The sequence below is a fragment of the Oceanobacillus alkalisoli genome (assembly GCF_021556485.1).
Lineage (GTDB): Bacteria > Bacillota > Bacilli > Bacillales > Amphibacillaceae > Oceanobacillus > Oceanobacillus alkalisoli.
Genome location: NZ_JAKGBW010000010.1, coordinates 25,766 through 49,404, shown reverse-complemented (window position 1 = coordinate 49,404; position 23,639 = coordinate 25,766). Strand labels below are relative to the sequence as shown.

22 protein-coding genes are annotated in these 23,639 nt (G+C 42.1%); 14 read left to right on the top strand and 8 right to left on the bottom strand.

Annotation, left to right across the window (positions count from 1 at the left end):
* Window positions 1-70: 70 nt before the first annotated feature.
* From lplA to LZD48_RS10890, 4 genes are read right to left on the bottom strand one after another with little or no spacing between them, the layout of a single operon-like run.
* A complete protein-coding gene (gene lplA / locus LZD48_RS10905) occupies window positions 71-1,102 on the bottom strand; it encodes a lipoate--protein ligase (protein ID WP_235762780.1) in 1,032 nt (343 codons plus the stop codon).
* A gap of 18 nt (window positions 1,103-1,120) precedes the next feature.
* Window positions 1,121-2,005 (bottom strand): SIR2 family NAD-dependent protein deacylase, encoded by an 885-nt coding sequence (locus tag LZD48_RS10900; protein ID WP_235762779.1) that lies wholly within the window; start codon window positions 2,003-2,005, stop codon window positions 1,121-1,123.
* A gap of 9 nt (window positions 2,006-2,014) precedes the next feature.
* A complete protein-coding gene (locus LZD48_RS10895; protein ID WP_438822758.1) occupies window positions 2,015-2,812 on the bottom strand; it encodes a protein-ADP-ribose hydrolase in 798 nt (265 codons plus the stop codon).
* A gap of 2 nt (window positions 2,813-2,814) precedes the next feature.
* Window positions 2,815-3,147 carry a glycine cleavage system H family protein gene (locus LZD48_RS10890; RefSeq protein WP_235762778.1) on the bottom strand — a complete coding sequence of 111 codons (333 nt, stop codon included), beginning with the start codon at window positions 3,145-3,147 and terminating at the stop codon, window positions 2,815-2,817.
* 222 nt (window positions 3,148-3,369) lie between these two features.
* Here LZD48_RS10890 and LZD48_RS10885 point away from each other — a divergent pair, with 222 nt between their 5' ends.
* The gene (locus LZD48_RS10885; protein ID WP_235762851.1) at window positions 3,370-4,554 is read left to right on the top strand and encodes an NADH-dependent flavin oxidoreductase; all 1,185 of its coding nucleotides are present in this window, start codon (window positions 3,370-3,372) and stop codon (window positions 4,552-4,554) included.
* A 68-nt stretch (window positions 4,555-4,622) separates the two neighbouring features.
* Here the strand turns inward: LZD48_RS10885 and LZD48_RS10880 are convergent, their stop codons facing one another.
* Window positions 4,623-5,291 (bottom strand): hypothetical protein, encoded by a 669-nt coding sequence (locus LZD48_RS10880; RefSeq protein WP_235762777.1) that lies wholly within the window; start codon window positions 5,289-5,291, stop codon window positions 4,623-4,625.
* A 249-nt stretch (window positions 5,292-5,540) separates the two neighbouring features.
* On the opposite strand from LZD48_RS10880, the gene LZD48_RS10875 reads away from it, so the two are divergent.
* Both LZD48_RS10875 and LZD48_RS10870 read left to right on the top strand, forming a co-directional pair.
* Window positions 5,541-6,935, top strand: a complete 1,395-nt coding sequence (locus LZD48_RS10875) for a TldD/PmbA family protein (RefSeq protein WP_235762776.1) — start codon at window positions 5,541-5,543, stop codon at window positions 6,933-6,935.
* Window positions 6,936-8,291 (top strand): TldD/PmbA family protein, encoded by a 1,356-nt coding sequence (locus LZD48_RS10870; RefSeq protein ID WP_235762775.1) that lies wholly within the window; start codon window positions 6,936-6,938, stop codon window positions 8,289-8,291.
* Window positions 8,292-8,510: 219 nt separating this feature from the next.
* Here LZD48_RS10870 and LZD48_RS10865 read toward each other — a convergent pair whose 3' ends face one another.
* Window positions 8,511-9,170 (bottom strand): HAD family hydrolase, encoded by a 660-nt coding sequence (locus tag LZD48_RS10865; protein ID WP_235762850.1) that lies wholly within the window; start codon window positions 9,168-9,170, stop codon window positions 8,511-8,513.
* A gap of 208 nt (window positions 9,171-9,378) precedes the next feature.
* Here LZD48_RS10865 and LZD48_RS10860 point away from each other — a divergent pair, with 208 nt between their 5' ends.
* Window positions 9,379-10,863 (top strand): aldehyde dehydrogenase family protein, encoded by a 1,485-nt coding sequence (locus LZD48_RS10860; RefSeq protein WP_235762774.1) that lies wholly within the window; start codon window positions 9,379-9,381, stop codon window positions 10,861-10,863.
* A 32-nt stretch (window positions 10,864-10,895) separates the two neighbouring features.
* Entirely contained in the window at window positions 10,896-12,044 is a 1,149-nt protein-coding gene (locus LZD48_RS10855) for a saccharopine dehydrogenase family protein (protein WP_235762773.1), read from the top strand.
* 91 nt (window positions 12,045-12,135) lie between these two features.
* On the opposite strand, the gene mreBH is transcribed toward LZD48_RS10855, so the two are convergent.
* A complete protein-coding gene (gene mreBH, locus LZD48_RS10850) occupies window positions 12,136-13,143 on the bottom strand; it encodes a rod-share determining protein MreBH (protein ID WP_235762772.1) in 1,008 nt (335 codons plus the stop codon).
* A 444-nt stretch (window positions 13,144-13,587) separates the two neighbouring features.
* Here mreBH and LZD48_RS10845 point away from each other — a divergent pair, with 444 nt between their 5' ends.
* The 4 genes from LZD48_RS10845 to LZD48_RS10830 all read left to right on the top strand — a co-directional run bounded on the left by LZD48_RS10845 (window position 13,588) and on the right by LZD48_RS10830 (window position 17,580).
* Window positions 13,588-14,481 carry a CAP domain-containing protein gene (locus LZD48_RS10845; RefSeq protein WP_235762771.1) on the top strand — a complete coding sequence of 298 codons (894 nt, stop codon included), beginning with the start codon at window positions 13,588-13,590 and terminating at the stop codon, window positions 14,479-14,481.
* Window positions 14,482-15,108: 627 nt separating this feature from the next.
* On the top strand, window positions 15,109-16,104 hold the full coding sequence (locus LZD48_RS10840) for a glutaminase (RefSeq protein WP_235762770.1): 996 nt from the start codon (window positions 15,109-15,111) through the stop codon (window positions 16,102-16,104).
* Window positions 16,105-16,116: 12 nt separating this feature from the next.
* On the top strand, window positions 16,117-16,782 hold the full coding sequence (locus LZD48_RS10835) for an SOS response-associated peptidase (protein WP_235762769.1): 666 nt from the start codon (window positions 16,117-16,119) through the stop codon (window positions 16,780-16,782).
* A gap of 117 nt (window positions 16,783-16,899) precedes the next feature.
* Window positions 16,900-17,580: a YdeJ family lipoprotein gene (locus tag LZD48_RS10830; RefSeq protein ID WP_235762768.1), complete on the top strand. Its 681-nt coding sequence runs from the start codon at window positions 16,900-16,902 to the stop codon at window positions 17,578-17,580.
* A 104-nt stretch (window positions 17,581-17,684) separates the two neighbouring features.
* Here the strand turns inward: LZD48_RS10830 and LZD48_RS10825 are convergent, their stop codons facing one another.
* Window positions 17,685-19,043 (bottom strand): alanine/glycine:cation symporter family protein, encoded by a 1,359-nt coding sequence (locus LZD48_RS10825; protein ID WP_235762767.1) that lies wholly within the window; start codon window positions 19,041-19,043, stop codon window positions 17,685-17,687.
* A gap of 751 nt (window positions 19,044-19,794) precedes the next feature.
* Between LZD48_RS10825 and LZD48_RS10820 the strand changes: the two genes are divergently transcribed.
* The 5 genes from LZD48_RS10820 to LZD48_RS10800 all read left to right on the top strand — a co-directional run bounded on the left by LZD48_RS10820 (window position 19,795) and on the right by LZD48_RS10800 (window position 23,629).
* Window positions 19,795-20,073, top strand: a complete 279-nt coding sequence (locus tag LZD48_RS10820; protein ID WP_235762766.1) for a YtxH domain-containing protein — start codon at window positions 19,795-19,797, stop codon at window positions 20,071-20,073.
* Between the two features lie 86 nt (window positions 20,074-20,159).
* Window positions 20,160-20,993, top strand: a complete 834-nt coding sequence (locus LZD48_RS10815) for a YihY/virulence factor BrkB family protein (protein ID WP_235762765.1) — start codon at window positions 20,160-20,162, stop codon at window positions 20,991-20,993.
* A 169-nt stretch (window positions 20,994-21,162) separates the two neighbouring features.
* On the top strand, window positions 21,163-22,026 hold the full coding sequence (locus LZD48_RS10810; protein WP_235762764.1) for a transporter substrate-binding domain-containing protein: 864 nt from the start codon (window positions 21,163-21,165) through the stop codon (window positions 22,024-22,026).
* Window positions 22,027-22,036: 10 nt separating this feature from the next.
* The gene (locus LZD48_RS10805; RefSeq protein ID WP_235762763.1) at window positions 22,037-22,720 is read left to right on the top strand and encodes an amino acid ABC transporter permease; all 684 of its coding nucleotides are present in this window, start codon (window positions 22,037-22,039) and stop codon (window positions 22,718-22,720) included.
* A 114-nt stretch (window positions 22,721-22,834) separates the two neighbouring features.
* Window positions 22,835-23,629 (top strand): YfkD family protein, encoded by a 795-nt coding sequence (locus tag LZD48_RS10800; protein ID WP_235762762.1) that lies wholly within the window; start codon window positions 22,835-22,837, stop codon window positions 23,627-23,629.
* The last annotated feature ends 10 nt before the right edge of the window (window positions 23,630-23,639 follow it).

The window sequence follows — 23,639 nt, the reverse complement described above, 5'->3', positions numbered from 1 at the left end:
GTTCGATTAAGTTCACCCCATCCTGGGAGGCACAGTTTGTACGTTGCTAAACGGGCGCTTCCGCCTTTGTTTATTCACTTAAAATAAAACTGACGAATTCGTCTTTCGTGAGTTTACCGACATATGGAGTGAGATCGATTGGTTCTAGGGCGTGCAATAGTTCATCTTTCCGGAGACGAACGCCCAGTAATACATTTTCCACATCTTTAATATCCTTTGTTCCAAAGAAGTCACCGCTAATTTGAATCTGAGCGATTTTACCATGTTCAATCGTTAAACCGGCACTAACTGTACCGATTGGAAAACGTTCGGTCAAGTGGTATTCAAATTGCTGGAATCTGCCATAGATCCAATCCCAGTTATTATATTTCTCGGCTGTCAGTTTGTCGATTGCAGCCCAGTCTTCTTCTGTCAGTTCATATCGTTTCGCTTCACTCACATCTCGGATTCCAAGTAATTCACAAATCATATAATCTGTAAATTCCCATACAGTCATATCTTGATGTTCCGGTGCGAGATAGGGGCGGATGGATCCAACGCGGCTACGTACTGATTGGATGCCATGCGACTCGATTTTTTTCTGATTCGGGTTTAAGACAGTTGTCATTGCTTCATAGTTTGGATCCATTAATAAGGAGTAACCTGCATATACCCGGCCCTGTTGTACCGTCATTGCGGCTCCGGAAATCTTCTTCCCGTCTAATACAAGATCATTCCGACCCTTTTGCTCTAGTAAGTTCTCATCAACACCTAGCTTAATTAATGCTTTTATAGCGGGTTCATATAGTTTAGCGTAATTTCCATAAATATCATTCGTTCCGTGGAGCAGGAAACTAAAGCTCATATTCCGGTCATCGAGATAAATTGCACCACCACCAGTTTCCCGGCGGATAATCTTAATATGATGTTCATCCATATAGGGTTGATTGATCTCTTCATATGCATTTTGGAATTTACCAATCTGTACAGCGGGGTGCATCATGTATGGGAATAAGACGTCACCATCAAGAAAAATATTATCTTTCACATATTCTTGGATAGCCATCGTTGTACCTGGATCATGAACCCATTTTCCATTCCGTTTCTGCTCGATTAAATACATGTTCCTTACCCCCAATGTTTACTTTCCAGTTGCTGTGTGCAACACTTCTGCGATATCTTCATCCAGTCGTATTGTCTGTGGACGTATGCTCTGCGGGATGAAGTAATCTTTCTGATTCATCGTAACGAAAAGGGCTTTTTCATTTTCTTCCGTCATTTGCTGAAACGGATGTTTAATGAGTTGCGGTGTCGTATGACCGATCCCGATTTCCAGAAAGAGAACCTTTTTCCCGTTATTTTCATGTAAAAATTGTTCATAACGATTCTTTTGTTCATGAAAATGGGCGTCTTCCACCATGCCTTTTTCTACGGTCCGTTTGTTTACTTCCAGCGGGGCTCCGCATTCTGGACAATAAGGAACTAATTCTTTTGGAACTTTCATATGGACTTGTTTCTCTACCATCTCACGAATCAATGCTTCATCCTGATACGTTTGTTGGTGACAATGATTCACGCATTGCCATAAGCCGTATTCACCTTGAATACGGAAAACTTTATCCATATCATATTTTGCTGCATAAAAAGCATTATCCGCGTTCGTTGTAATGATATGATAGTTTTTCGCCGTCAACATTTCTCGTAAATCAATATAGGCCTGTCCAACCGGCTGATCAAAGAAATTCAGCAGACTGAACCGGCTCTGGAATGCCCAATATTCTTGAACATCTTCATATTCGAAAAGACTTGCTTGTAGCATATCGAAGAAGCGATATTTTGAAATGAAATCAGGGAAGGCGTCTGTGAACCGTTTCCCGACATAGGTAAATCCTGCAGCTGCGGACATTCCCGCACCGATTCCTATGACAACTGCTTCTGCTTCATCGACTAATTCTTTTAACAGTTCAGCTTGAGACAGGGAAGACTCTTTCGTTAATGTCTGCCAATAATTATTTTCTCGTTGCATCGTATTCTCCTATTCTTTACCAACCAGTATATTGCGATAAATTTCAAAATCAATATCTTTAAACACATTGAAAACGACCTTTAAGTTTGATTTGGTAGCGTTTAAATATGCTTGTACCGTTTGAACCGCAATTTCCGCTGCCCGCTCGTTAGGAAAATTGAATTCACCTGTAGATATACAGCAAAAAGCAATCGACTCGAGCCCATGTTCATCTGCAATCTGTAAGCAGGAGCGATAAGAAGATCCAAGGAGTTCTTCTTTTAACGGAGTGACACCTCGCTCATCGATATATGGTCCAACAGTATGGACGACATAGTCTGCCGGTAAGTTATATGCATTGGTGATTTTCGCTTTCCCAACTGGCTCTTTCCGACCTTGTGCTTCCATGATTCTGTTGCACTCGAGCCGGAGCTGTACCCCGGCGTGTGTATGGATAATATTGTCAATACAGTTATGGTTAGGCAGTAAACAACCTAGTAATTCACTGTTTGCTGCGTTTACGATTCCCGAAACAGCGAGGCTTGTGATATCACCTTGGAAAATGTAAAGTTGCGGTTTGACTTCTTCTAAATCTTTTAAGGAAGTTATTTTCCGTTCTTGATTCCATTCCGTTAAGAAAGCATCTTGAATTTCAAGAAACTGTTCCGTGACCGGCTCAGGCTCTCGGATATTGCATAGCCCACGGAATAAAGCGATTTTTTCATCTAAAGATGAGGCTCCTTTTTGCGAGTGGAGCGCCTCATCATTCGGATTTTCTTCAAGCAAATAGTGGTTGAGATAATCCAATCTAGCTTCTTGATTCATCATACTTATGCTTCTTCCAGTTTATTGAAGGCAGCTTCGTCCACATCCGTTAATTTCACAATCCAATTTTCTTCTGGTTTAGCTGAGTTTAAAAGCGATGGCTCTTTTACCGCTGCTTCATTACGCTCCACTACTTTTCCAGTTAGTGGTGTATTAATTTCCAGTACCGTTTTAGAAGCTTCCAAGTTCAGGATTGGCTCTTCTGCTTGGATAGTATCGCCTGTACTGAATTCGACAAAACCAACTGTACCAATATCATCTTGTAATTCTGGTGTTAGACTGATTGTGTAAACGTCATCCTGCTTCTCTATAAATAAGAAATTACCTCTTTTTTTCATTATTTATCCCTCTTTCTTTTATAATTCTAAATCTATGTTACAGTATAGCATATAAAACTTCTACCATGGTAAGATAAGTTTTACATTGGTAAAATATTCGGACATATGATAGATTTAATATAAATGAGGTCAAGTTGTTATAGTCATTGACGAAAAAATAGTAGTACAGATAGGGAAGCGTTGATAAATAAAATATATTTAGAAGGGTATCAGGTGATAGATATGAAGACAACGGAAAGATATAGGCCCTTGTTTAAAGAAATTTCATTACCAAATGGAATAAAACTGGATAACCGCTTTGTGTTGTCCCCAATGATAACGAATTCATCTACGAGAGAAGGTCATGTGACGGAGGAGGATATCGCATATGCCGAGCGACGGGCAGGTTCCGCTCCAATGCAAGTTACAGGAGCTGCCTATATTGAAACATATGGCCAGTTATTTGAATATGGTTTCAGTATTGATGATGACCATAGTATTGAAGGGTTGAAGAAGCTAGCCCGGGCTATGAAAAAGGATGGTTCAAAAGCGATTATCCAATTAACACATGCGGGACGCTTTTCAAAAATTGCTCTCCGCGATTTCGGTGTCGTCTATGGACCGAGTGAGCTAGAGCTTAAAACACCTGTAGAACATACGGTCATCCCGATGAGTAAACGGAAAATAAATAAAGTCATAACTCAGTATGCGGATGCGACTCGCCGGGCGATCCAAGCGGGTTTTGATGGCGTGGAAATATCCAGCGCCCAGCGCTTACTGATTCAAACATTTTTCTCAACATTTTCCAATAGACGAGATGATGAGTATGGTGTGAAAAGTCTTGATGATCGTGTGCGTTTCGGGACGGAAGTGATGGAAGCTGTGCAAAAGGTAATTGACGAGGAGGCACCGGAAGGCTTTATTTTCGGGTTCCGAGCGACACCGGAAGAAACCCGCGGGAATGAAATTGGTTATAGTGCGGAAGAATTTCTTTATTTTCTGGACCGGATTATGGAAGTGGCGGATATTCATTACCTGGCTACTGCAAGCTGGGGGAAGAATATTTATAAACAGACTATTCGCCAGGGCAAGTATAAAGATGAGATTATGAATAAAGTCGTTTACGACCATATTGCAGGGCGCGTACCAGTCATGTCGAGCGGCGGCATCAATTCTCCGGAAAAAGCACTGGAAGCTTTGGAGTATTCGGATATGGTCGGAATGTCGACTCCTTTTGTTACAGAGCCGGACTTTGTCCATAAGCTTGAAGATGGTAAGGAAGATGATATCAATTTAGGCTTCACCGCTGAGGAAATTGCTGATTTGGCAATCCCGGAACGAGCGTTTAAAGATATTGTCGAACTGATGGATATCGGTGGTTCGCTCTCGGCAGAAGCACGGGATGAATTTAGGAAATTATATAAATGAGAACGAAAAAACACCAACCTTAGGGACGGTGTTTTTTTGTGGAGAAAAAACTAAAAATCAAATGTTGATTAACCGAAGTCGTCCCATAAGTTGGTGTCCATATCAATTAGCCAATGATTCCGGAGTGTGAGGGCGCGCTCGAATGCTGCTAAAGCTCCCGCAACAACGAGGAACGTATTAAACCAGCCTGGTAGAATGATAGGGGATTCGAATGTCCCGATATGCTCCTGAACGATTGGTATTTCCGTAAGAAGTGCAATAAGCTGCGGTAACCCAAGCAGAATGGATGTGAGTAAAATAGCAACTGCCAGAATTCCAATCGTCTTGCTTATCTTGGGAAAGCGCTGATCGAACCTCATCCGGAGTCCTTCTGTCGAACCAGGATGTGGGCTGAGTTGTTGTTCGTTTCCTTCTTCAGAGATGAAATGCATACGTTTCAGACCATAAGTTGTCGTTTCAACCTCGATGAATCCACCGGGAACAGGAAAAGCAGCCGGCAGCTTGGAAGTGGCAATATGTTTACCATCATAGTAAAGGTCTGCTTTCGATTCCTCACTGAAATAATTAACATTGACCATATAAGTGTGAAGGTCCCCATCTTCTTCATTTAATTTGATATGAAAAAGTGAGCGGGAAAGCAGATGATAAAAACGATAAGCTTTTAGTGTATGTCCGTCACCAGGTTTTACTTTTCCTAATTTCCGCTGATGACGCCAATTTCGAAAAAAACGCAACATCGTTACAGCCCCTTGTATTCAAACAATTTTCGAGCATCGTGATTGTTCTCTCTATTTACATACGAAAAACAGAACGGATTGGTTTCACCCCGAATCGCTCAACTATGAAGAAAAACCTCGATTTATTGTAGCTTCATTTTATAGATAATCGTTTTTGAAAAATTTCCTTCATTTCGCTTTCAAGACAAGTGCTCCTTACCGTATAATAAATGTATGTATTTTATAAAAATTAAAAAAAGGAGGAATCATATGCTGAATAAAGCTTTAATTGAAAATGTGCTTTCTGCCGCACTTACAACAGGTGGCGACTTTTCTGAAGTATTTGTGGAAAATCGATTTACGAATAATATGCATTATCAAGGCGGAAAACTGGAAAAAAGCTTAGCAGGACGTGATTTCGGTGTGGGAATTCGGATTTTTAAAGGACTGCAAAGTGTCTATGCATATACAAACGACTATTCCGAGGAAGGTCTTCTAAAAGCTGCTAAGACCGCCGCAGAAGCGCTTCAGGGAGTGAAAAGTGAAAAGGAGATTATCTTACCACTGGATAAACAATCCATTGAAACAGCTCATCCGATCCAGCTAATGCCGAGCGGTGTGGAGAAAAATCGGAAATTAGCTGTATTAAGGAATGCTAGTGATATTGTAACCAATTACGACCCAGCTATTTCCCAGGCAATTGTCAGGTTGAACGATGAAGAACAAAACGTGTTAATCGCCAATTCGGAAGGAACTTTTGTAGAAGACAAACGCGTACGGAGCAGGATGGCGATTATAGCCGTTGCATCGGATGGAACAGACATGCAGACAGGGGTCTATGGACCAGGTGCGTATCAGGGCTTTGAATTCATCGAAGGACTGGATCTCAATCATTATGCAAAAGAAGCAGCCCGGATTGCTGTCACGATGCTCCATGCAGACCCTGCACCGAGCGGGAAATTTCCAGTAATTATTGATAATGAATTTGGTGGAGTTATTTTCCATGAAGCATGCGGTCACGGATTAGAAGCAGAAGCTGTTGCAAAAAACAACTCAGTATTCGCAGGTAAGATTGGTGAAAAAGTTGCGTCAGACCTAGTTACATATATTGATGACGGAACGATACCAAATGAATGGGGTTCCATCAACATCGATGATGAAGGAGAAAAGGCAAGAAAAAATACCTTAATCGAGAATGGTATTTTAAAAGGATATATGATTGATAAATTCAACGGTAGAAGAATGGAAGCAGATTCAACCGGTTCGGGACGACGGGAATCCTATAAATTCGCCCCAACTTCCCGAATGACAAATACGTATATCGCACAAGGAAAATCTACACCTGAAGAAATCATTGCAAATACGGAGCATGGCATCTATGCGAAATATATGGGAGGTGGTTCGGTCAATCCGGCAACGGGCGATTATAACTTTGCTGTAAATGAAGCATACATCGTGAAGGATGGAAAGATCGACAAACCAATACGTGGGGCAACTTTAGTTGGAAATGGTGCAAAAACAATTCAAAAAGTAGATATGGTTGGCAATAACCTGGCCCATGGTGCGGGTATGTGCGGTGCATCAAGCGGAAGCATTCCAGTAAACGTTGGTCAGCCGATGCTCCGTGTGAGTGAAATTACGGTCGGTGGAAGGGAGGCAAACTAAATGGATTTAGCAACATTCCAGAAGCGGCTTTTTACAGAAGGAGAAAAATTAGGGTTTACCGATTTAGAGCTGTATTACGAGAAACAGGAAAGTTTTTCTGTGCAAATCTTTAAAGGTGAAATAGATGGGTATGAGTCCTCTACCGTCAATGGTGTCTCTGTTCGCGGGCTTTATGATGGGCAGATGGGTTATGCTTATACTGAGAAGCTGGACGGGGAATCGGTGTCATTTTTGCTGAAAAGTATTCAGGAAAATGCACCATTGATAGAAGAGGAGCCTGAAGAGCTTTTTACAGGTGAGGGTGCAACTTATCAGGAAACGGATTTTTATTCACCAAAACTTGATGAAGTAACAGCCGAAGAAAAAATTGCGTTCTTAAAAGAAGTCGAGAAGAAAATTTATGCCTATGACCCGCGGGTTTTTCAAACGGATTATGCAGCAATCCAGGATCAATCTATTGAAAAAGGGTTGTTTAATAACAAAGGACTCACGCTAAACGATCGAAATAACTTCTTATATGCCATCTTTTCTGTCGTTGTAAAAGAAGGGGAAGAAATCAAGTCAGATTTTTATTTTAAAATAACGAAGGACTTCGCTTCACTCGATGCCGAAAAAATAGCGAAAGAAGCAGTTGAAAAGAGTCTAAGTCATCTTGGTGAAGAGGCTTATCCTAATCAAACCTATCCAGTCATTCTTAAAAATACCGCTGCAGCGGCACTTGTCGCAACCTTTGCATCATCGTTCTCTGCTGAAGCGGTTCAAAAAGGCCAATCACGTTTAAAAGGGAAGTTGGATGAAAAAATAGCGTCAGCACAAGTTTCTTTATTGGATAATCCCTTTTTACCTGAAGGAACGCATAGTGGAAACTTTGATTCAGAAGGGGTGCCAACGAGCGAGTTAAACCTAGTGAAGAACGGAGAACTGAAATCCTACCTCCATAATTTAAAAACGGCAAAGAAAGACGGTGTTTCTTCTACAGGACATGGCTATAAATCGTCTTATAAAGAAACGATTGGGGTCAGTGCCTCAAACTTGTATGTGGTGCCCGCAGAGAAAGCGTATGAGGCGTTATATGGCAATCTGCAAGAAGGCATCATCATCACGGATTTGGCGGGACTTCATTCGGGGGCTGACGCAATTTCTGGTGATTTCTCTCTAGCCGCTAATGGATTTTATGTAAAGAATGGTAAAATCATTGGACCAACGACACTGATGACGGTCGCCGGTAACTTTTTTGAAGTATTACAAGATGTTGAAGAAGTCGGGGCAGATCTTGAATTTTCACCAATGAGCGGGTCAGGTTATATTGGCTCCCCGTCCCTTAAGCTTAAGAGCTTGGCAGTTACTTTTGATTAAGGAATGAAAATAAAGAGAACCACTCCATGCTCAAGTATGGGCGGTCTTTAACCTCCAAGTTTTATCACACATTAACGGTCTGTAATCCCCCCACCTCTAAACATGAGGGAAATTCAAAATGAGGAGGCGGGGATAAGCAGTCCGTAAATCCCTGATTCTGTTCAACTAACATGCAGAAAGGGAGATAAGGAAACTCCTACTGAATGAAGTTTCACTTTATTAATTCCCTCCAAAAATAGGCCATTGGTTCATTTTAGCGACCTCTCTCATACCATTCTTCGGATTAACGATCATCGGTTTATCAACAAAATGCAGGAGAGGGATATCACTTTTACTATCTGCATAAGCCCAGATTTCCGTCTCTTCGGGCTTAAGCTGGAGTTTTTCCAGCCAATTGGTCACTGCCTGAACTTTTTCTTCCCCATTAATGACCGGACCAGTTTCACCCGTACATTTCCCATCCTGTTCAAAACATAATTCCGTGCCGATCGTCGTAACGGTAAGTCCCAGCTTTTCAGTTAATGCATCTAAAAATGGCTTTAATGCTCCCGAAAGAATGATGACTTGCATGCCGTTTTCTTGATGTTCCTTTATTTTATGTACGAGCGGTTCGTTAATCTGATTTTTTCCAGCTTCAATCAGCTCGTCGAAAAAGTGTCCAAGTTCTTTTTCCGTCTTCCCTTTGAATGTTTTGGCGAAAGCTTTGAAGAAATGAATCCGCAGTGCATGTTTACCTTTTGTCATTCCTAAAAACAACGCTTGAATCGTGCCGATTAATACGGTTGACCATTCTCTCATACCGAACTCTTTCTTCCCTGCCTGGAACATTAGATTAAAAGAATCCCCTTGAAATAAAGTTCCGTCAAAGTCTACTGTCACAAGTTGCAAAGTCATTCCTCCCTTAAATTCCATTTATATCCGTTATACTTAGTAGTAATTTTACCCATGAAACAGGAAAAAGCAAAGAAATATCGAATATAGTATATAGATGAAGTGATATCGCTTTCAATTAAAAGGTGGTAAAAAAATAAAGTTTGAAGCATGCTTTCCTATTATAAAAGTAGAATATAGAAGGAGGTTTTTTCACATGGAAGAAAAAATATTGCAAAATTATATTGCTGGTGAATGGGTGGGGGGAAGTGAATGGACGGCTGTTTATAATCCGGCGACTGGTGCAGAAATCGTCCAAGTGCCATTATCAGAGAAAGCGGCAGTTGCTGAAGCAGTAGCGGCCGCAAAACGTGCTCAGAAAAAATGGGCGCTTGTGCCGGCACCACAGCGGGCTGAAATACTTTACCGGGTCGGTTCACTCATGAAAGAGAAAAAAGAGCATCTCTCCCGTCTGCTTACAATGGAAAATGGCAAAGTGCTGGAGGAAGCAAGGGGAGAGGTCCAAGAAGGAATTGATATGGCTTTTTATATGGCAGGAGAAGGAAGACGGTTATTCGGACAAACGACCCCTGCGGAACTGCCGGATAAATTCGCGATGAGCGAGCGGGCGCCAATTGGTGTTGTAGGGATTATTACGCCGTGGAATTTTCCGATTGCGATTGCGACATGGAAGTCCTTTCCGGCAATTGTTGCAGGTAATGCCGTCGTCTGGAAACCGGCAACAGAGACCCCGATTATGGCATATGAACTGGCGAAGATTTTTGAAGAGGCAGGGTTGCCTGAAGGGGTGATGAATGTTGTATTTGGGACAGGTGGTACGGTTGGAGATGCGCTGGTACATCATGAAGATATCCGGGTGATTTCTTTTACAGGTTCGAATGAAGTCGGACGAAATATTGCCGCTGAATGCGGAAGACAACTGAAGAAAGTGTCGCTTGAAATGGGCGGAAAAAATGCTGTTATCGTAATGGATGATGCTGATCTTGATTTAGCGGTTGAAGGAGTCGTTTGGAGTGCATTTGGGACAAGTGGTCAGCGCTGTACAGCATGCAGTCGGGTTATTGTTCATAAAGCGGTGAAGGAAGAATTTGAAACACGGCTGCTGGAAGCGATGAAAGGTTTAACGATCGGTGATGGTTTGGAAGAAGGCATTAAAGTCGGACCGATTATTAATAAAGCAGGTCTTGAAAAAGTGGAGCGTTATATTGAGATTGGAAAAAATGAAGGAGCAAAGTTACTCGCAGGCGGGCATGTTTTAACAGGGAATTCTTATACGAAAGGGCATTACTTTGAACCAACATTATTCACAGACGCGACAAGTTCGATGCGCATTGCCCAAGAAGAAATATTTGGGCCAGTCGTTTCCATCATACCTGTTAAAAGTTTTGCGGAAGCGATTGAAGTGAATAATGGGGTGACGTACGGATTATCGAGTTCCATTTTCACACAAGATGTGAATCAAGTATTCCGGGCCAAGCGGGATCTGGACACAGGTATTGTTTATGTGAACGCTGGTACGACAGGTGCGGAAATTCATTTGCCGTTTGGTGGAACGAAAGGTACGGGGAATGGGCATCGTGATTCTGGTGTTCAAGCATTAGATGTTTTTACCGAATGGAAAGCTGTTTATGTTGATTATAGCGGGAAATTGCAACGTGCCCAAATTGATGTGGAAGAATAATAGATATCACAACTATTGTTGGGGGGATGCAGGTGAAAATCGGTGTGCTCGGTTCTGGGTTGATGGGAAAGGAAGCTGCGCGGGATTTAGTGAACAGTGAAGATGTGCAAGTAGTAGGGCTCGCTGATGTTGACGCTGGAAAGATGAAGCGAACGGAACAGGCAATTGCTTCGGAAAAGCTTGTAACTTATAAAGTTGATGCTAGTGACCGGGATGAATTGGAGAGTTTTATGAAGCGGTTTGATGTTGTTATTAATGCGCTCTTTTACTCGTTTAACGAAATAGTTGCAAAAACGGGAGCGGCTGTCGGTACACATGTAGTAGATTTAGGCGGACATATTGGTGGGATGACAGACAAGGTTTTAACTTTAGATGAAGCAGCGAAGCGTAAGAACGTCACCATTATCCCTGACCTAGGTGTTGCGCCGGGAATGATTAACATTCTTACAGGCTACGGGGCACGTAAACTCGATCAGCTCAAGGAAATTAGGCTTTATGTAGGAGGAATCCCAGTCCGGCCAGATCCTCCACTTGGGTATAATCATGTCTTTTCAATGGAAGGAGTTTTTGACCATTATACAGATCCCTCACTCATCATTCGGGACGGAGAACAAAAATTAATTCCTTCTTTATCAGAAATCGAGGAAATTCATTTTGAAAAGTTCGGTCCATTGGAAGTATTTCATACGTCAGGGGGAACATCGACGCTAACCCAGTCGTATCCGGACGTGCAAACATTGGAGTATAAAACGATTCGTTATCCGGGACATGCAGAAAAATTTAAGTTACTTGTTGATCTGAATCTTACTAAAGCGGATTTTGAAGTGGAAGTGGATGGAAGAAAGGTGAATCCGCGTAAGGTCGTCTTACAGGCGATTGATCCGATTGTAAATCTGGGTGACAAAGATGATGCGGTATTACTTCGGGTTGTCGTTTCTGGAATGAAGGCTGGAGAGCCGAGAACATACCAGTATGAGATGCAGACGTTCAAAGATACGGACCTGAATATTACCGCAATGGCACGGGTGACGGCGAGTACGATTTCGATTGTCGCACAGCTTATCGCTGCAGGAACGATTGCAAAGAAGGGAGTTTATCCCCCGGAGCGCGCAGTCCCTGGTGAAGTGTATATTGCTGCGTTGAAAGAAAGAGGGATAGAAATTAAGGAAATGCTGCTTTAAGTTGTGAATAGGATGAAAAAGCCTTCCGAGGTAATTTGCCCGGAAGGCTTTTAGTTTTGAAATGGGACAAGTTCACTGACCCCATGTCCCGTTATTTCGCTGCTTTTTGCAATTTATTGATGATTTTTAAAGATTTGCCTGTGCCGATCGCGACCGCTTCTTGTGGATTTGGCGCCATGTGGACGGGGACATTCAGTTCACCTGCAAGCCATTCTTTCATGCCTTGAAGCATGGAGCCTCCACCTGTTAATACAACACCATGATCAACGATATCTCCACTTAATTCCGGCGGACAGTCTTCAAGGGTGGCTTTTACTGCATCGAGAATTTTAAGGAGCGGTTCTTTAATTGCTTCATGAATTTCTGTTGATGTAATATCAATTGTTTTCGGCAAGCCTGTCACCATATCCCGACCACGGATAGCCATCGTTTCCTCTTTATGGTTTGGATGGGCATAACCGATTTCCATTTTAATATTTTCAGCTGTCCGTTCTCCGATTAAAACATTATAGTTTTTTCGGATATGGTGAACGATTTCCTCGTCCAGATTATCTCCGCCGACCCGGATTGAATTTGAGGAAACGACACCGCCAAAGGAAATGATTCCGACTTCTGAAGTTCCTCCACCGATATCAACAACGACACTAGCAAGTGGTTCGTCCACGGGAAGGTCTGCTCCGATGGCGGCTGCGACGGGTTCTTCAATTAAATGTACGGTTTTTGCGCCAAAGCTTGAGATCGCATTATGAATCGCCCGTCTTTCTACAGCAGTACTGCCTGCTGGTGTACAGACGACAACAGTTGGCTTTCGCATGGAGACACCAATTTTTTTGCTTACTTTCTTTAAGAATACTTTAAGCATTTGGGCGGTAACATCATAATCGGCAATGACCCCATCACGGAGCGGGCGAATCGGAATAATATTTTTCGGAGTTTTCCCGATCATTTCTTTTGCTTCTGTTCCAACAGCGACAACATCTTTTGTATTAACATCAATCGCCACGACAGATGGCTCATTTAAAACGACACCTTTTGTTTTTGAGTAAATAAGTATATTTGCGGTTCCTAAGTCAATTCCAATTTCTGCATTTGAAAACATATTTATAATCCTCCAATGATGTGTAATTTCGTCTATTCACGTTGTAGGTAATCCGTCAACAAACAGATAGTCCTCTATCAATTATATATTGCCTCTCTTAAACGTAAGACAGTTTAGGGGGAAAAATCAAGTAACATTTCAATTACATTTTCTCATCCCTTGTAATGAAAAATCACCTTTTTTGTAATAAAAGCTCAGAATTTAGGGAGTGTCAAGGGCGTTCTTTTAGTAAAACCTGCCATAATACTTAGCAATTTCCTTCATTTCGGTTTTTATACGGACTCTAAAAGGATAGGAAACTTAAGTTTCACGCAAATTCTATAAGACTTTTAAAAATGGTAGAATCCACTGGAAATCTATCCCTTAATTATTACAAAAAAGTCGTGATAATATGAATCTGCAAGCAAGAGAGCACAAAAATAAACATACAAGGAGAGGTAAAACATGCTTCGCAAAATAACAGTAACTACTGCAGCAATCGCAATCTTGACATTTGGAGGTGCATTCTCATCTCCTGCAGATGCCGAGTCAGCTCCGCAGCAGTCACCATATAAAATCCATTACACAATTAATGGGGAGTCAGGAAGTTTAACGAAGGAAGATGCTTCTAATCTGTTAAAGAAAGCATTAGATAGAGTTCAATCGAAATATCTTACTAATTTCGATTGGAAGCAAATTGAAAAACTCGTAACGTTAGAGAAGAAAGAAATCGAGAAAAAAGAAGAAGCTGAAAAGGCACCTGCTAAAGAAGCTGAACAGCGAAAAGAAGAAGTGAAACAACCGGAACAGAAGCAAGAGCAGCCAGTTGAAAAGAAAGAAGAAGTAAGTAAGCCACAAGAGAAAGCTCCGGTACAAGCAGAACCGGAAACACCAGAGGCACCAGCCGCTGCACCACAACCGCAACCGGAGCAGCCGCAGCAAGCCCAACAGCCAGCAGAGGAAGCAGGGCAGCAAAGTGAATTAAGTGAATTTGAAGCAGAGGTCGTTGAACTTACAAACGCAGAACGTGCGAAACAAGGTCTTGCTCCGCTTCAAATTGATACTGAACTAAGTAAAGTAGCTCGCGATAAATCAAAAGACATGGCAACAAATGGATATTTTGACCATAATAGCCCGGTCCACGGTTCTCCATTTGATATGATGAAGAGCTATGGTATTAACTACAGCACTGCTGGAGAGAACATTGCTAAAGGTCAGCGCTCACCAGAAGAAGTAGTAAACGGTTGGATGAACAGTCCTGGTCACCGCGCCAACATTATGAACGGCAACTTTACACACATCGGAGTTGGATTCGTAGAGCAAGGAAACCACTGGACACAAATGTTTATTGGTAAATAACTAGAGAGGAAGCGCCCTTGCAGGAAAAGTACGCGACGTCCTGTCGCAAATCCTGCACTAACACATCCTGTGCGTCGTAGCGACGTACGGACTGTGCCTCCCAGGACGGGAGGTAGTTCGATGTTGCCACAGGACGTGGCGATCTTAATCGAACTTCCTATTTTACCGTAGGAGATAAAGGAAACACAGCGACCAAAGGGAGCTGATGTTAACTTATCGCACGGAGGTGAAGGAAGTCTCGCTAGTCGCTGGGCGCTGGAGCTGATGTGGCTTTTCAGCAAAATACGAATATATTTGGATATTTATGATGATTGATTGGAGAAATAACATAGAGAGAAAAAGAGGAGGCTGTTTTCAGTCTCCTCTTTTCTTTGCCATAAATGATGGAAGCTTGCTACAATGGAGATAAATTTGTCGCAGTATAACCGTTTGTAAAACTCTCACTATAAGAATAGAGAACGATTCAAAAGCCCCAAGCGGGGGTTTAACAGCCTGTAACGGCCCGATTCGTTCAACTGACAATCAGTGAGGAAGAAAAAGAACCCTACGGATTGAAGTTTCACTTTATGTTAAACTTTAGAGACTTTTGCTGCAGATTGCATAAAATATAGTAAAGAGGTGATTGGGATGGTACAAGGTTCTACAAATCTAAATACAGAGCTGACCCAGGAATGGCTGCAAAATTATGTCGATGACTGGGTTAAATTTTACCGAAAACATACAGCGGACGGTAAACTTGCTTCCTATATACCGCAGCTTGAAAAAGCAGATCCGAACGCGCTGGGAATCATGATAATCGGAAATAATGGAATGACGATCCAATCCGGGGACATCGATACAACATTTTCCATCCAAAGTGTTTCGAAAGTCTTTTCCTTTATCATCGCCTGTATGCAACGTGGTGTATCTTACGTGCTGAACCGGGTGGATGTCGAACCGACGGGAGAAGCATTTAATTCCATTATGCACCTGGAAATGAAAAAAATTGAAAAACCATTCAATCCACTCGTAAATTCAGGAGCGATTACGGTCACTTCTTTACTAGAGGGTGAAACATCAAACGAAAAGCTGGAAGGGATTTTTCAACTGTTTGAGAAAATTCTTGGGTACCGGCCGCAATTGAATGTTGACGTATATGAATCAGAACGGGAGACTTCGATCCGCAACCGGGCAATAGGTTACTTTTTATTAGAAACAGGAGTACTTGAATCTGATTTAGAAATAACATTGGAAACATATTTTAAACAATGTTCAATTGAAATTTCGGTAGAAGACCTTGCAAGGCTGGGACTTATTCTTGCCAACGATGGAATAGACAAAATGACCGGAGAAGAAGTGATTCCAACGCAAATTGCAAGACTGGCAAAAGTGCTGATGCTTACGTGTGGAATGTATGATGCATCAGGGAAGTTTGCTGCCTATGTGGGAATTCCTGCCAAAAGTGGTGTCTCAGGTGGTATAATGGCTACAGTCCCACCGCGGGCACGGGATGAATTATTGCCGTTTATGGATGGCTGCGGAATCGGGGTGTATGGCCCAGCCCTTGATAAACAGGGAAACAGTACCGCGGGTATCCGCCTGTTACGTCATGTTGCGAGCCATTGGGATTTGAGTATCTTTTAGGAGGACTTATAAATGTGCGGCAGATATACTTTGCTTGGCGATCAACTGGAACTGTTGGATGAATTTGCGTTAGAACAACCGATAGAAGATTTTCATGAAAGCTATAATGTAGCACCAGGTCAACAAGTGCTCGCGATTATTCATGATGGAAAGCGGAAGCGGGCTGGTTATTTACGATGGGGACTGGTGCCATCTTGGGCAGATGACCCGAAGATTGGGTATAAAATGATTAATGCAAGAAGTGAAACCGCTCATGTAAAGCCCAGTTTTAAACAGCTGATGGCAAGGAAGCGTTGTTTAATTGTAGCGGATAGTTTTTACGAATGGAAGCAAACAGACGGGGAGAAAATTCCTCAACGGATTCAAGTGGAAGGCAGGAAATATTTTGCATTTGCCGGTTTATGGGATAAATGGACAGAGGGCGATGAAACGTTATTTACTTGTACAATTCTGACGAAGGATTCACATGGATTCATGAAGGATATCCATCACCGGATGCCGATCATACTGCCGAAACACGCAGAAGATGCATGGATTAAACCAGTGCAATTTGAACCAGCAGAAGCAAGCGAACTTCTAAAACAATTCGAAGATCCAGCGTTCACTGCCTACCCCGTCTCCGCCTACGTCAACACCGCCAAAAACAACGACCAACAATGCATCACAGCCTTAGCGTAACCGGACACGGGGTCAGAGCATTTGTCCCGCTCTGGAATGGGACAAATGCTCTGACCCCAAGCCCCGCTTTTACGGTCATGGGTTGTTGACTACATATGGTATGGAGGTATATAGGGAATGAGGAGTCGGAACTTAATTTGGATTGGTTTATGCCTGCTTTTGCTCACCGCTTGCGGAAGTAATGAAGATACAGCTGCGGCAAAGCATAGTACGGAAGATAAGACCAATCCGCAAATGAAAGAAGAGTATGATGCATCTCGGGAAATAGAAGAAGCTGAATCAGAGAAGATTGAAGAGAAGAAGGGAGAAGTAAGTGCCTCCCTTGCAACTGAAGCGGAAACTGACGCAGCAGTAGAGGGAGATCACACTCTAACAGATCACGCGGAAAAATCAGATTCACTAGCAGCTTATACAAATGAAGAAATTGAATATGCCCGTATATGGCTGCAGCTTGGAGACAATCAGAATGTCGATGAATTAAATGTACGCCATATTGCAAAAGGCGAGCCGCTTAATCCAAATGCCGAATCAAGTGCTGTCTATCCGGAAGACGTCATTCAATTGACGGGCGCCCGATTAATTGACGGTTCGATAACCTACAGCGGGAATGGCGACGGGACGATTAATCGTTACTATGTTCCTTTACGCTGGGAAAAGAACACACCAGATGACTTCAGTGAAGAAGATATGAAAATATTCACCGAATCGATCATCACAACTACTAAACTAATCAGCATTGACCCAACAGAAGGAGAAGAAGTCATCTCCCTCATCGAAAAAATCAACAGTGAATCCTAAATTCGGGACAGAGGGTCAGAGCAATTGTCCTGATTTTAAAATAATGGCAGTTCAATCAGCGGAATAATCTGATTGAACTGCCATTATTCATAAACATACTTCCACTAGGAAACTTTTGCTTTTTTCCCCGCTTCTTTTTCTTCTTTCGCAACTTTAAGGAAGCGTTTCGTTTCGTATGCGACAACTCCGGACAATCCGAGCAATCCGATTAGGTTAGGAATGGCCATCAACGCATTAAAAATATCGGAAAAGAGCCAGACGATATCTATCAGCGTCACGGAACCGACGAGCACGACAAAAACCCATACGGTGCGATAAAAGGTAATTGCCTTTGGACTCTTGAAGAGATAGTTAAAACATTTCTCACCATAGTAAGACCAGCCAATCAGTGTGGAGTAAGCAAATAGAATGGTTGCGATACCAACAATATAGGTGCCTGGTGTACCTAGGAATACGCCGAAAGATTCACTCGTTAAAGCACCGCCATCAATTCCGGTCTGATGTAAGTCAGCCATCACAATCGTAATTCCAGTGATACTGCAAACGATTATCGTATCGATAAATACTTGTGTCATCGAAACAAGACCTTGTCTACCAGCATAATCAGTCTTTGCTGCTGCGGCTGCAATTGGAGCAGATCCAAGACCTGCTTCGTTTGAGAAAATCCCGCGGGCAACACCGTACCGGATCACGGTCCCTAAAATACCGCCTCCAATCGCATTTGCGGTAAAGGCGTCCGTTAAAATGATATTGAAAGCTGTTGGTACTAAATCGACGTTCAGCATCATAATAATTAAACCACCAAAAACATAAAATACAGCCATAACAGGTACAAGGTAAGCAGTCACGCGTCCAATGCTTTTAATCCCGCCAAGAATGACAATCGCTGTAATGATAAAAAGAATAATGCCTGTAACCCATGTCGGGATATTAAACGTGTTTGAAGCAGCAGCTGACACGGAATTCGCTTGAACCATGTTTCCGATACCAAATGCGGCAATGGAGCCGAAAATGGCAAATAAGATTGCGAGCCATTTGGCATTCAGTCCCCGTTCTAGATAATACATCGGGCCACCAGCCATTTCTCCTTTCGCGTCTTTCACTCGATACTTTACTGCAAGAACCGCTTCCGCATACTTGGTAGCCATTCCAAAGATCGCCATCACCCACATCCAAAACACGGCTCCTGGTCCACCTGCAATAACTGCCGTTGCAACCCCAACGATATTCCCTGTTCCTACTGTAGCTGCCATTGCGGTTGTTAATGCTTGATAATGGGTGATATCCCCTTCAGATAATTTGTCTTGTTTCCTGCGGCTAAAAGCGTTGATTAAAGCAGTCGGCAGTGCTGTAATCTGCACAAATCCAAGTCTGAAGGTGAGGTAGAGTCCTGTACCAACGATGAGAATCAATAGAGGCGGACCCCATACGAAACTACTTACCTTTTCTAGAAAATCTACCATGTCATCATCCCCTTATCCTTTTTTGTGTTCCGTTTCTACTTATTAATATTCCGAATTTTTAGCGATAAGTCAATACCTTTTTACCTTGGTTCCGAATTATTTAATTCCAATTCTTAGAAAGACCCTGCATTCCATTGAAAATCGTTTTCATACAGCGTAAGTGTTTTGCGAGTTCTCATGGTTTGCTCTCTAATCGCCGTTCAGTTGCCTGGTGGACGGATGCGCATCCTTGGGCACTGCTAGAGCTCCTCGGGTTTCCGCCCTGCGGGGTCTCCAGGCTCGTGCTGTTCTCGCAGGAGTCACCGTCCACCGGGCAACTGAACTGGTAGGGATGATTATTTTTAATACAAATTATTCCTGTACGATACGATTATACCCTTCCAGCACATTAAACAGTGATTCCAATATGGCCTTTCCTGGTAGCAGTCCAGACACCTCGAGACTCCTGCGGGAGGATAGGCCTGGCGAGACCCCGCAGCGCGATAGCGCGAGGAGGCTTGCCGGCCGCTCAGCAGGTGCGAGAGGTGTCTGGACTGCGGACCTCCAGAAGTGAGTTTCGAACACTTACGCTGTATGAAAGCGATCAAGTAGTTGTCATCTACCATGTAATTCTAATCAGAATAATATAATTCGATAAAAAAACACAGATTGTTACAGCTTTCATTGATTCATCTAAATTAATTCGCTTATAATATAAGATAATGATGGAACATGATATGATAGAAAAAGAATTGGAAAAGGAGAGAGCAAAATGGGACAAAAGAAATTAATCATTGGCGTCGTAGCAGGTGCCTTACTTGGTGCACTCGCAATGCAATTTGACAAGGATGCACGCAACTATACGAAAACGTGTCTGAATAAGTTAAAAGACAATTCAGGTGACCTATTAAGCAATCCGACGGAAACGGTGCAAAAAATGCGTCATTCATTCGACAAATTGAATGCAAATATTTCTGTTGGGGCTGAAAATACGATCAACGCGTTGGAACAGGTAGAATCCACTCTTGACCGTTTAGTGAATAAAAACTAAAACCAGCGTGAACATTACGAGACAAAAGAAATACCCCATCTCAATTCTTGCGATGGGGCATTGTCTTTTACGTGGAGGGTCGGAATTTGAAAAATCTCTTCCCGGCTTTAAATGAATTTTATGAACGAATGGATAAAGTCGATGTTTTTGGGTTGGCGGCACAGCTCGCTTATTTTTTTCTTCTGTCACTTTTTCCCTTCCTATTATTTTTATTTAACTTGATTGGCTATTTCTCCTTGGATGAAGCGGTTATTTTACAAACTATAGTGGATTATGCTCCGCCCCAAGTATATGATTTAATCGAATCGAACATTGAGTCATTGCTGCGGGTTCAAAGTGGTGGATTGTTATCCATTGGAATCATTGGTACGCTCTGGGCAGCTTCAAACGGAGTGAATGCGGTGCGGAAAGCATTAAACCGTGCTTATGGAATAAAACCGAAGCGGCTATTTATCATCTACCGTCTTTTATCAATGCTGCTTACGGTCGGCATGTTTTTTGTCGTTATCGTTGCCTTATTATTACCAGTATTCGGGAAGATGATCGGAGAATACTTTTTCTCTTGGTTCGGCTTTTCAGCTGAATTTTTGCAAATCTGGGAAACATTTCGCTGGGTTACCTCTTCTATCATTTTCTTTATCGTGTTAGTTGCGTTGTACCGGCTTACCCCGAATCGCAGAGTGTATTTCAAACATATTGTCTGGGGGGCATTATTTTCCACGGTCGGCTTTCAACTCGTGTCTTGGGCCTTTTCTTTTTATGTAGAAAACTTGGCAAACTATTCAACAACCTATGGAAGTCTTGGGACAGTTATTGTGCTTATGGTCTGGTTTTATTTATTTGGAATGATTGTGCTCATTGGTGGAGTATTAAATGCTTCACTTCATGAACGGGCAGCATGGAAAAAGACGATTGAATAAGGCAGTTAGTAGTCTAATTGCCTTATTTTTTAATCTGTTTATGTTATATTTTTTTAAAAATGTAACAGATTGAGATTGGATTTTGCTTTTATTGGTATACTTCCTTGTTATAAAAGAAACCTTTGTGTTATAATTTTTATTGATAAAAAGTATAACAGGAGGGGTAAAAATGAAGCGATTCGTATTTTTGTCAGTGATTGGATTGATTACGATCCTAGCTGCATGTGGTGGAGGAAATGAAAACGCTGACGACAATGCACAAGACCAAGCAACAGATGAAAGATGGGAGCAGGTTGAAGAAGCGGGAGAGTTGGTAGTTGGCACATCGGGTACGTTAATTGCAGCATCTTTTTACGATGAAAATGATGAGCTTACTGGATATGATGTAGAAGTGATGAAGGAAATTGCTGAACGCTTAGAGTTGGAAGTGAAATTTGAAATTATGAGCGTAGACAGTATGATGCCGGCTATTAATAGTGGACGGATCGATGTGGCGGCAAATGACATGTCGATTACAAAGAAGCGGCAAGAAGAATTTAACTTCAGCGCCCCTTATAAATATTCTTGGACGACGATGGCGGTTCGAGCAGACGATAACTCCGGTATTGAAAGCTTAGAGGATTTGGCAGGGAAAAAAGCTGGCGGTGGGGCAACGACGATTTATAGTCAAATTGCCGAACAATATGGTGCGGAAGTTGTTACATATGGGAACGCGCCGAATGAAGCGTATTTAAGTGATGTGAATAATGGAAGAACAGACCTTGTCATGAATGATTATTTCTTAACAAAATTCGGTGTTGCCGCATTCCCGGAATTCGATATTCATCTCCATCCGACATTGAAATTTTATCCGACAGAGCAAGCTGTGGTTCTTCCAAAACATGCTGATGTTTTGACGGAAAAAATAAATGAAGCACTAGCAGAAATGCACGAAGATGGTACATTGACAGAGCTAGCAGTTCAGTTCTATGAAGAAGATGCATCGAGAGAACCGGAAGATGAAATTGAAGAAATTGAAGGAATAGAATTGTAGGTAGAAGCAAATGAATTTAAATGGAATTGATTTAAGCAGCCTATTTGATGTTGAACTGGCACTTAAGAGCCTGCCATTTGTTCTAGAAGGGCTGCCGATGACGGTAGGAATCACGGTTGCCGGCATGGTAATTGGGATGATCCTTGGTTTGTTCCTAGCACTAGCAAGAGGTTCCAAACATTTTTTGTTACGAATTCCGGCACGAATTTATATTTCTTTTATGCGTGGGACACCGATGCTCGTGTTTTTATTTATTCTTTATTTCGGTTTACCGGTCATTGGAGTTGAATTTACAGCACTTACGGCGGCGATTGTCGGGTTCGGACTGAATGGTGCTGCTTATATCGCTGAGATTGACAGGTCTGCTTTAAATAGTGTTGATAAGGGACAGTGGGAAAGCGCGAAAGCATTGAATATTCCCTACTGGACAACATTGCGAATCATTATCCTCCCGCAGGCGATTCGGACGGCTATTCCTCCGCTTACGAATGTTTCGATGGACATGCTGAAGGCGACATCATTGGCTGCTGTAATTACAGTTCCGGAATTGTTTCAGAAAACGCAAATTGTTGCGGGACGAGAGTTCGATGCAATGACGATGTATATACTTGTGGCTCTTATCTACTGGCCGTTATGTATTTTAATTGGCATGATACAGGAGTATTTTGAGAAAAGGTATAGCAGGTATCTTTAATAAAAACATGCGAGTCTGGAAAAGAACAACCAGACAGCATGTTTTTTTGTACCATCAGCGTGTATATTTTTCCATGAAGCGAAAAAACTATAGGAAAAGAAAGGATGGAGGTCTATGAACAGTAAACGTTTAACCGGTATGTCTGCTGCATTTTTCATCATACTTGCTTTTCCCGTTGTTTTATTTGCTGAGGAAAAAAAGGAAACGGAAGAAAACTTTGAAATACCGAGTCATGTATTAGATATATCAAAGGAAAATACGGTGCAAAATGATGATTCTGATAATGAGGTTGTCGAGGCAAGTGAGGAAACGAGGGAACTGCTTGAGAGTACTTCTGTGGCAATAGAGAACTCGGAGCTGATTCAACAATTAAATGAATCAAGCATTAAGCCATCTCCAATTGGCATTGGATACCGTGGAGAGATTTATCTTGGACGCTGGCCCTTGCAGTATGAATCATTGGAAACAGGTGTCAACTGGGAATATCAAGCCATTAATAAAAATGAACTGCAAAATGGTTCCGAGGGACAGCAGGAAATGAATTATATTCAACAGGAAAATAAAGAAATTAAAGGAATGCTCACCAATAAGATTGCTGACGCAGGAACAGTAAAAAACATGGTGCTGCAAAAAGCGGAAGAGAAAACAAAGCTTCCCCTTGCTTATGAAGTGGAAGTAGGTCGAAATACAAAAATGGCTCATGCTTACCCTGTACCTCAGGAAAAAATGGGAATTCTTGAAGCGTATGCACCAGCAATCCATGAAAAGGGCCGGGTAACTTTCGGTGAAGTATATATCCAATTAAAAGGAACAAAAAAGCAACTAGTCATTAAAAACGTAACAAAACAAGGGATCGGGGCCTGGATTCCCGTCCAAAATTATATATCCTACAACTTTCAAGTCAAATAAAAGAAGAGAG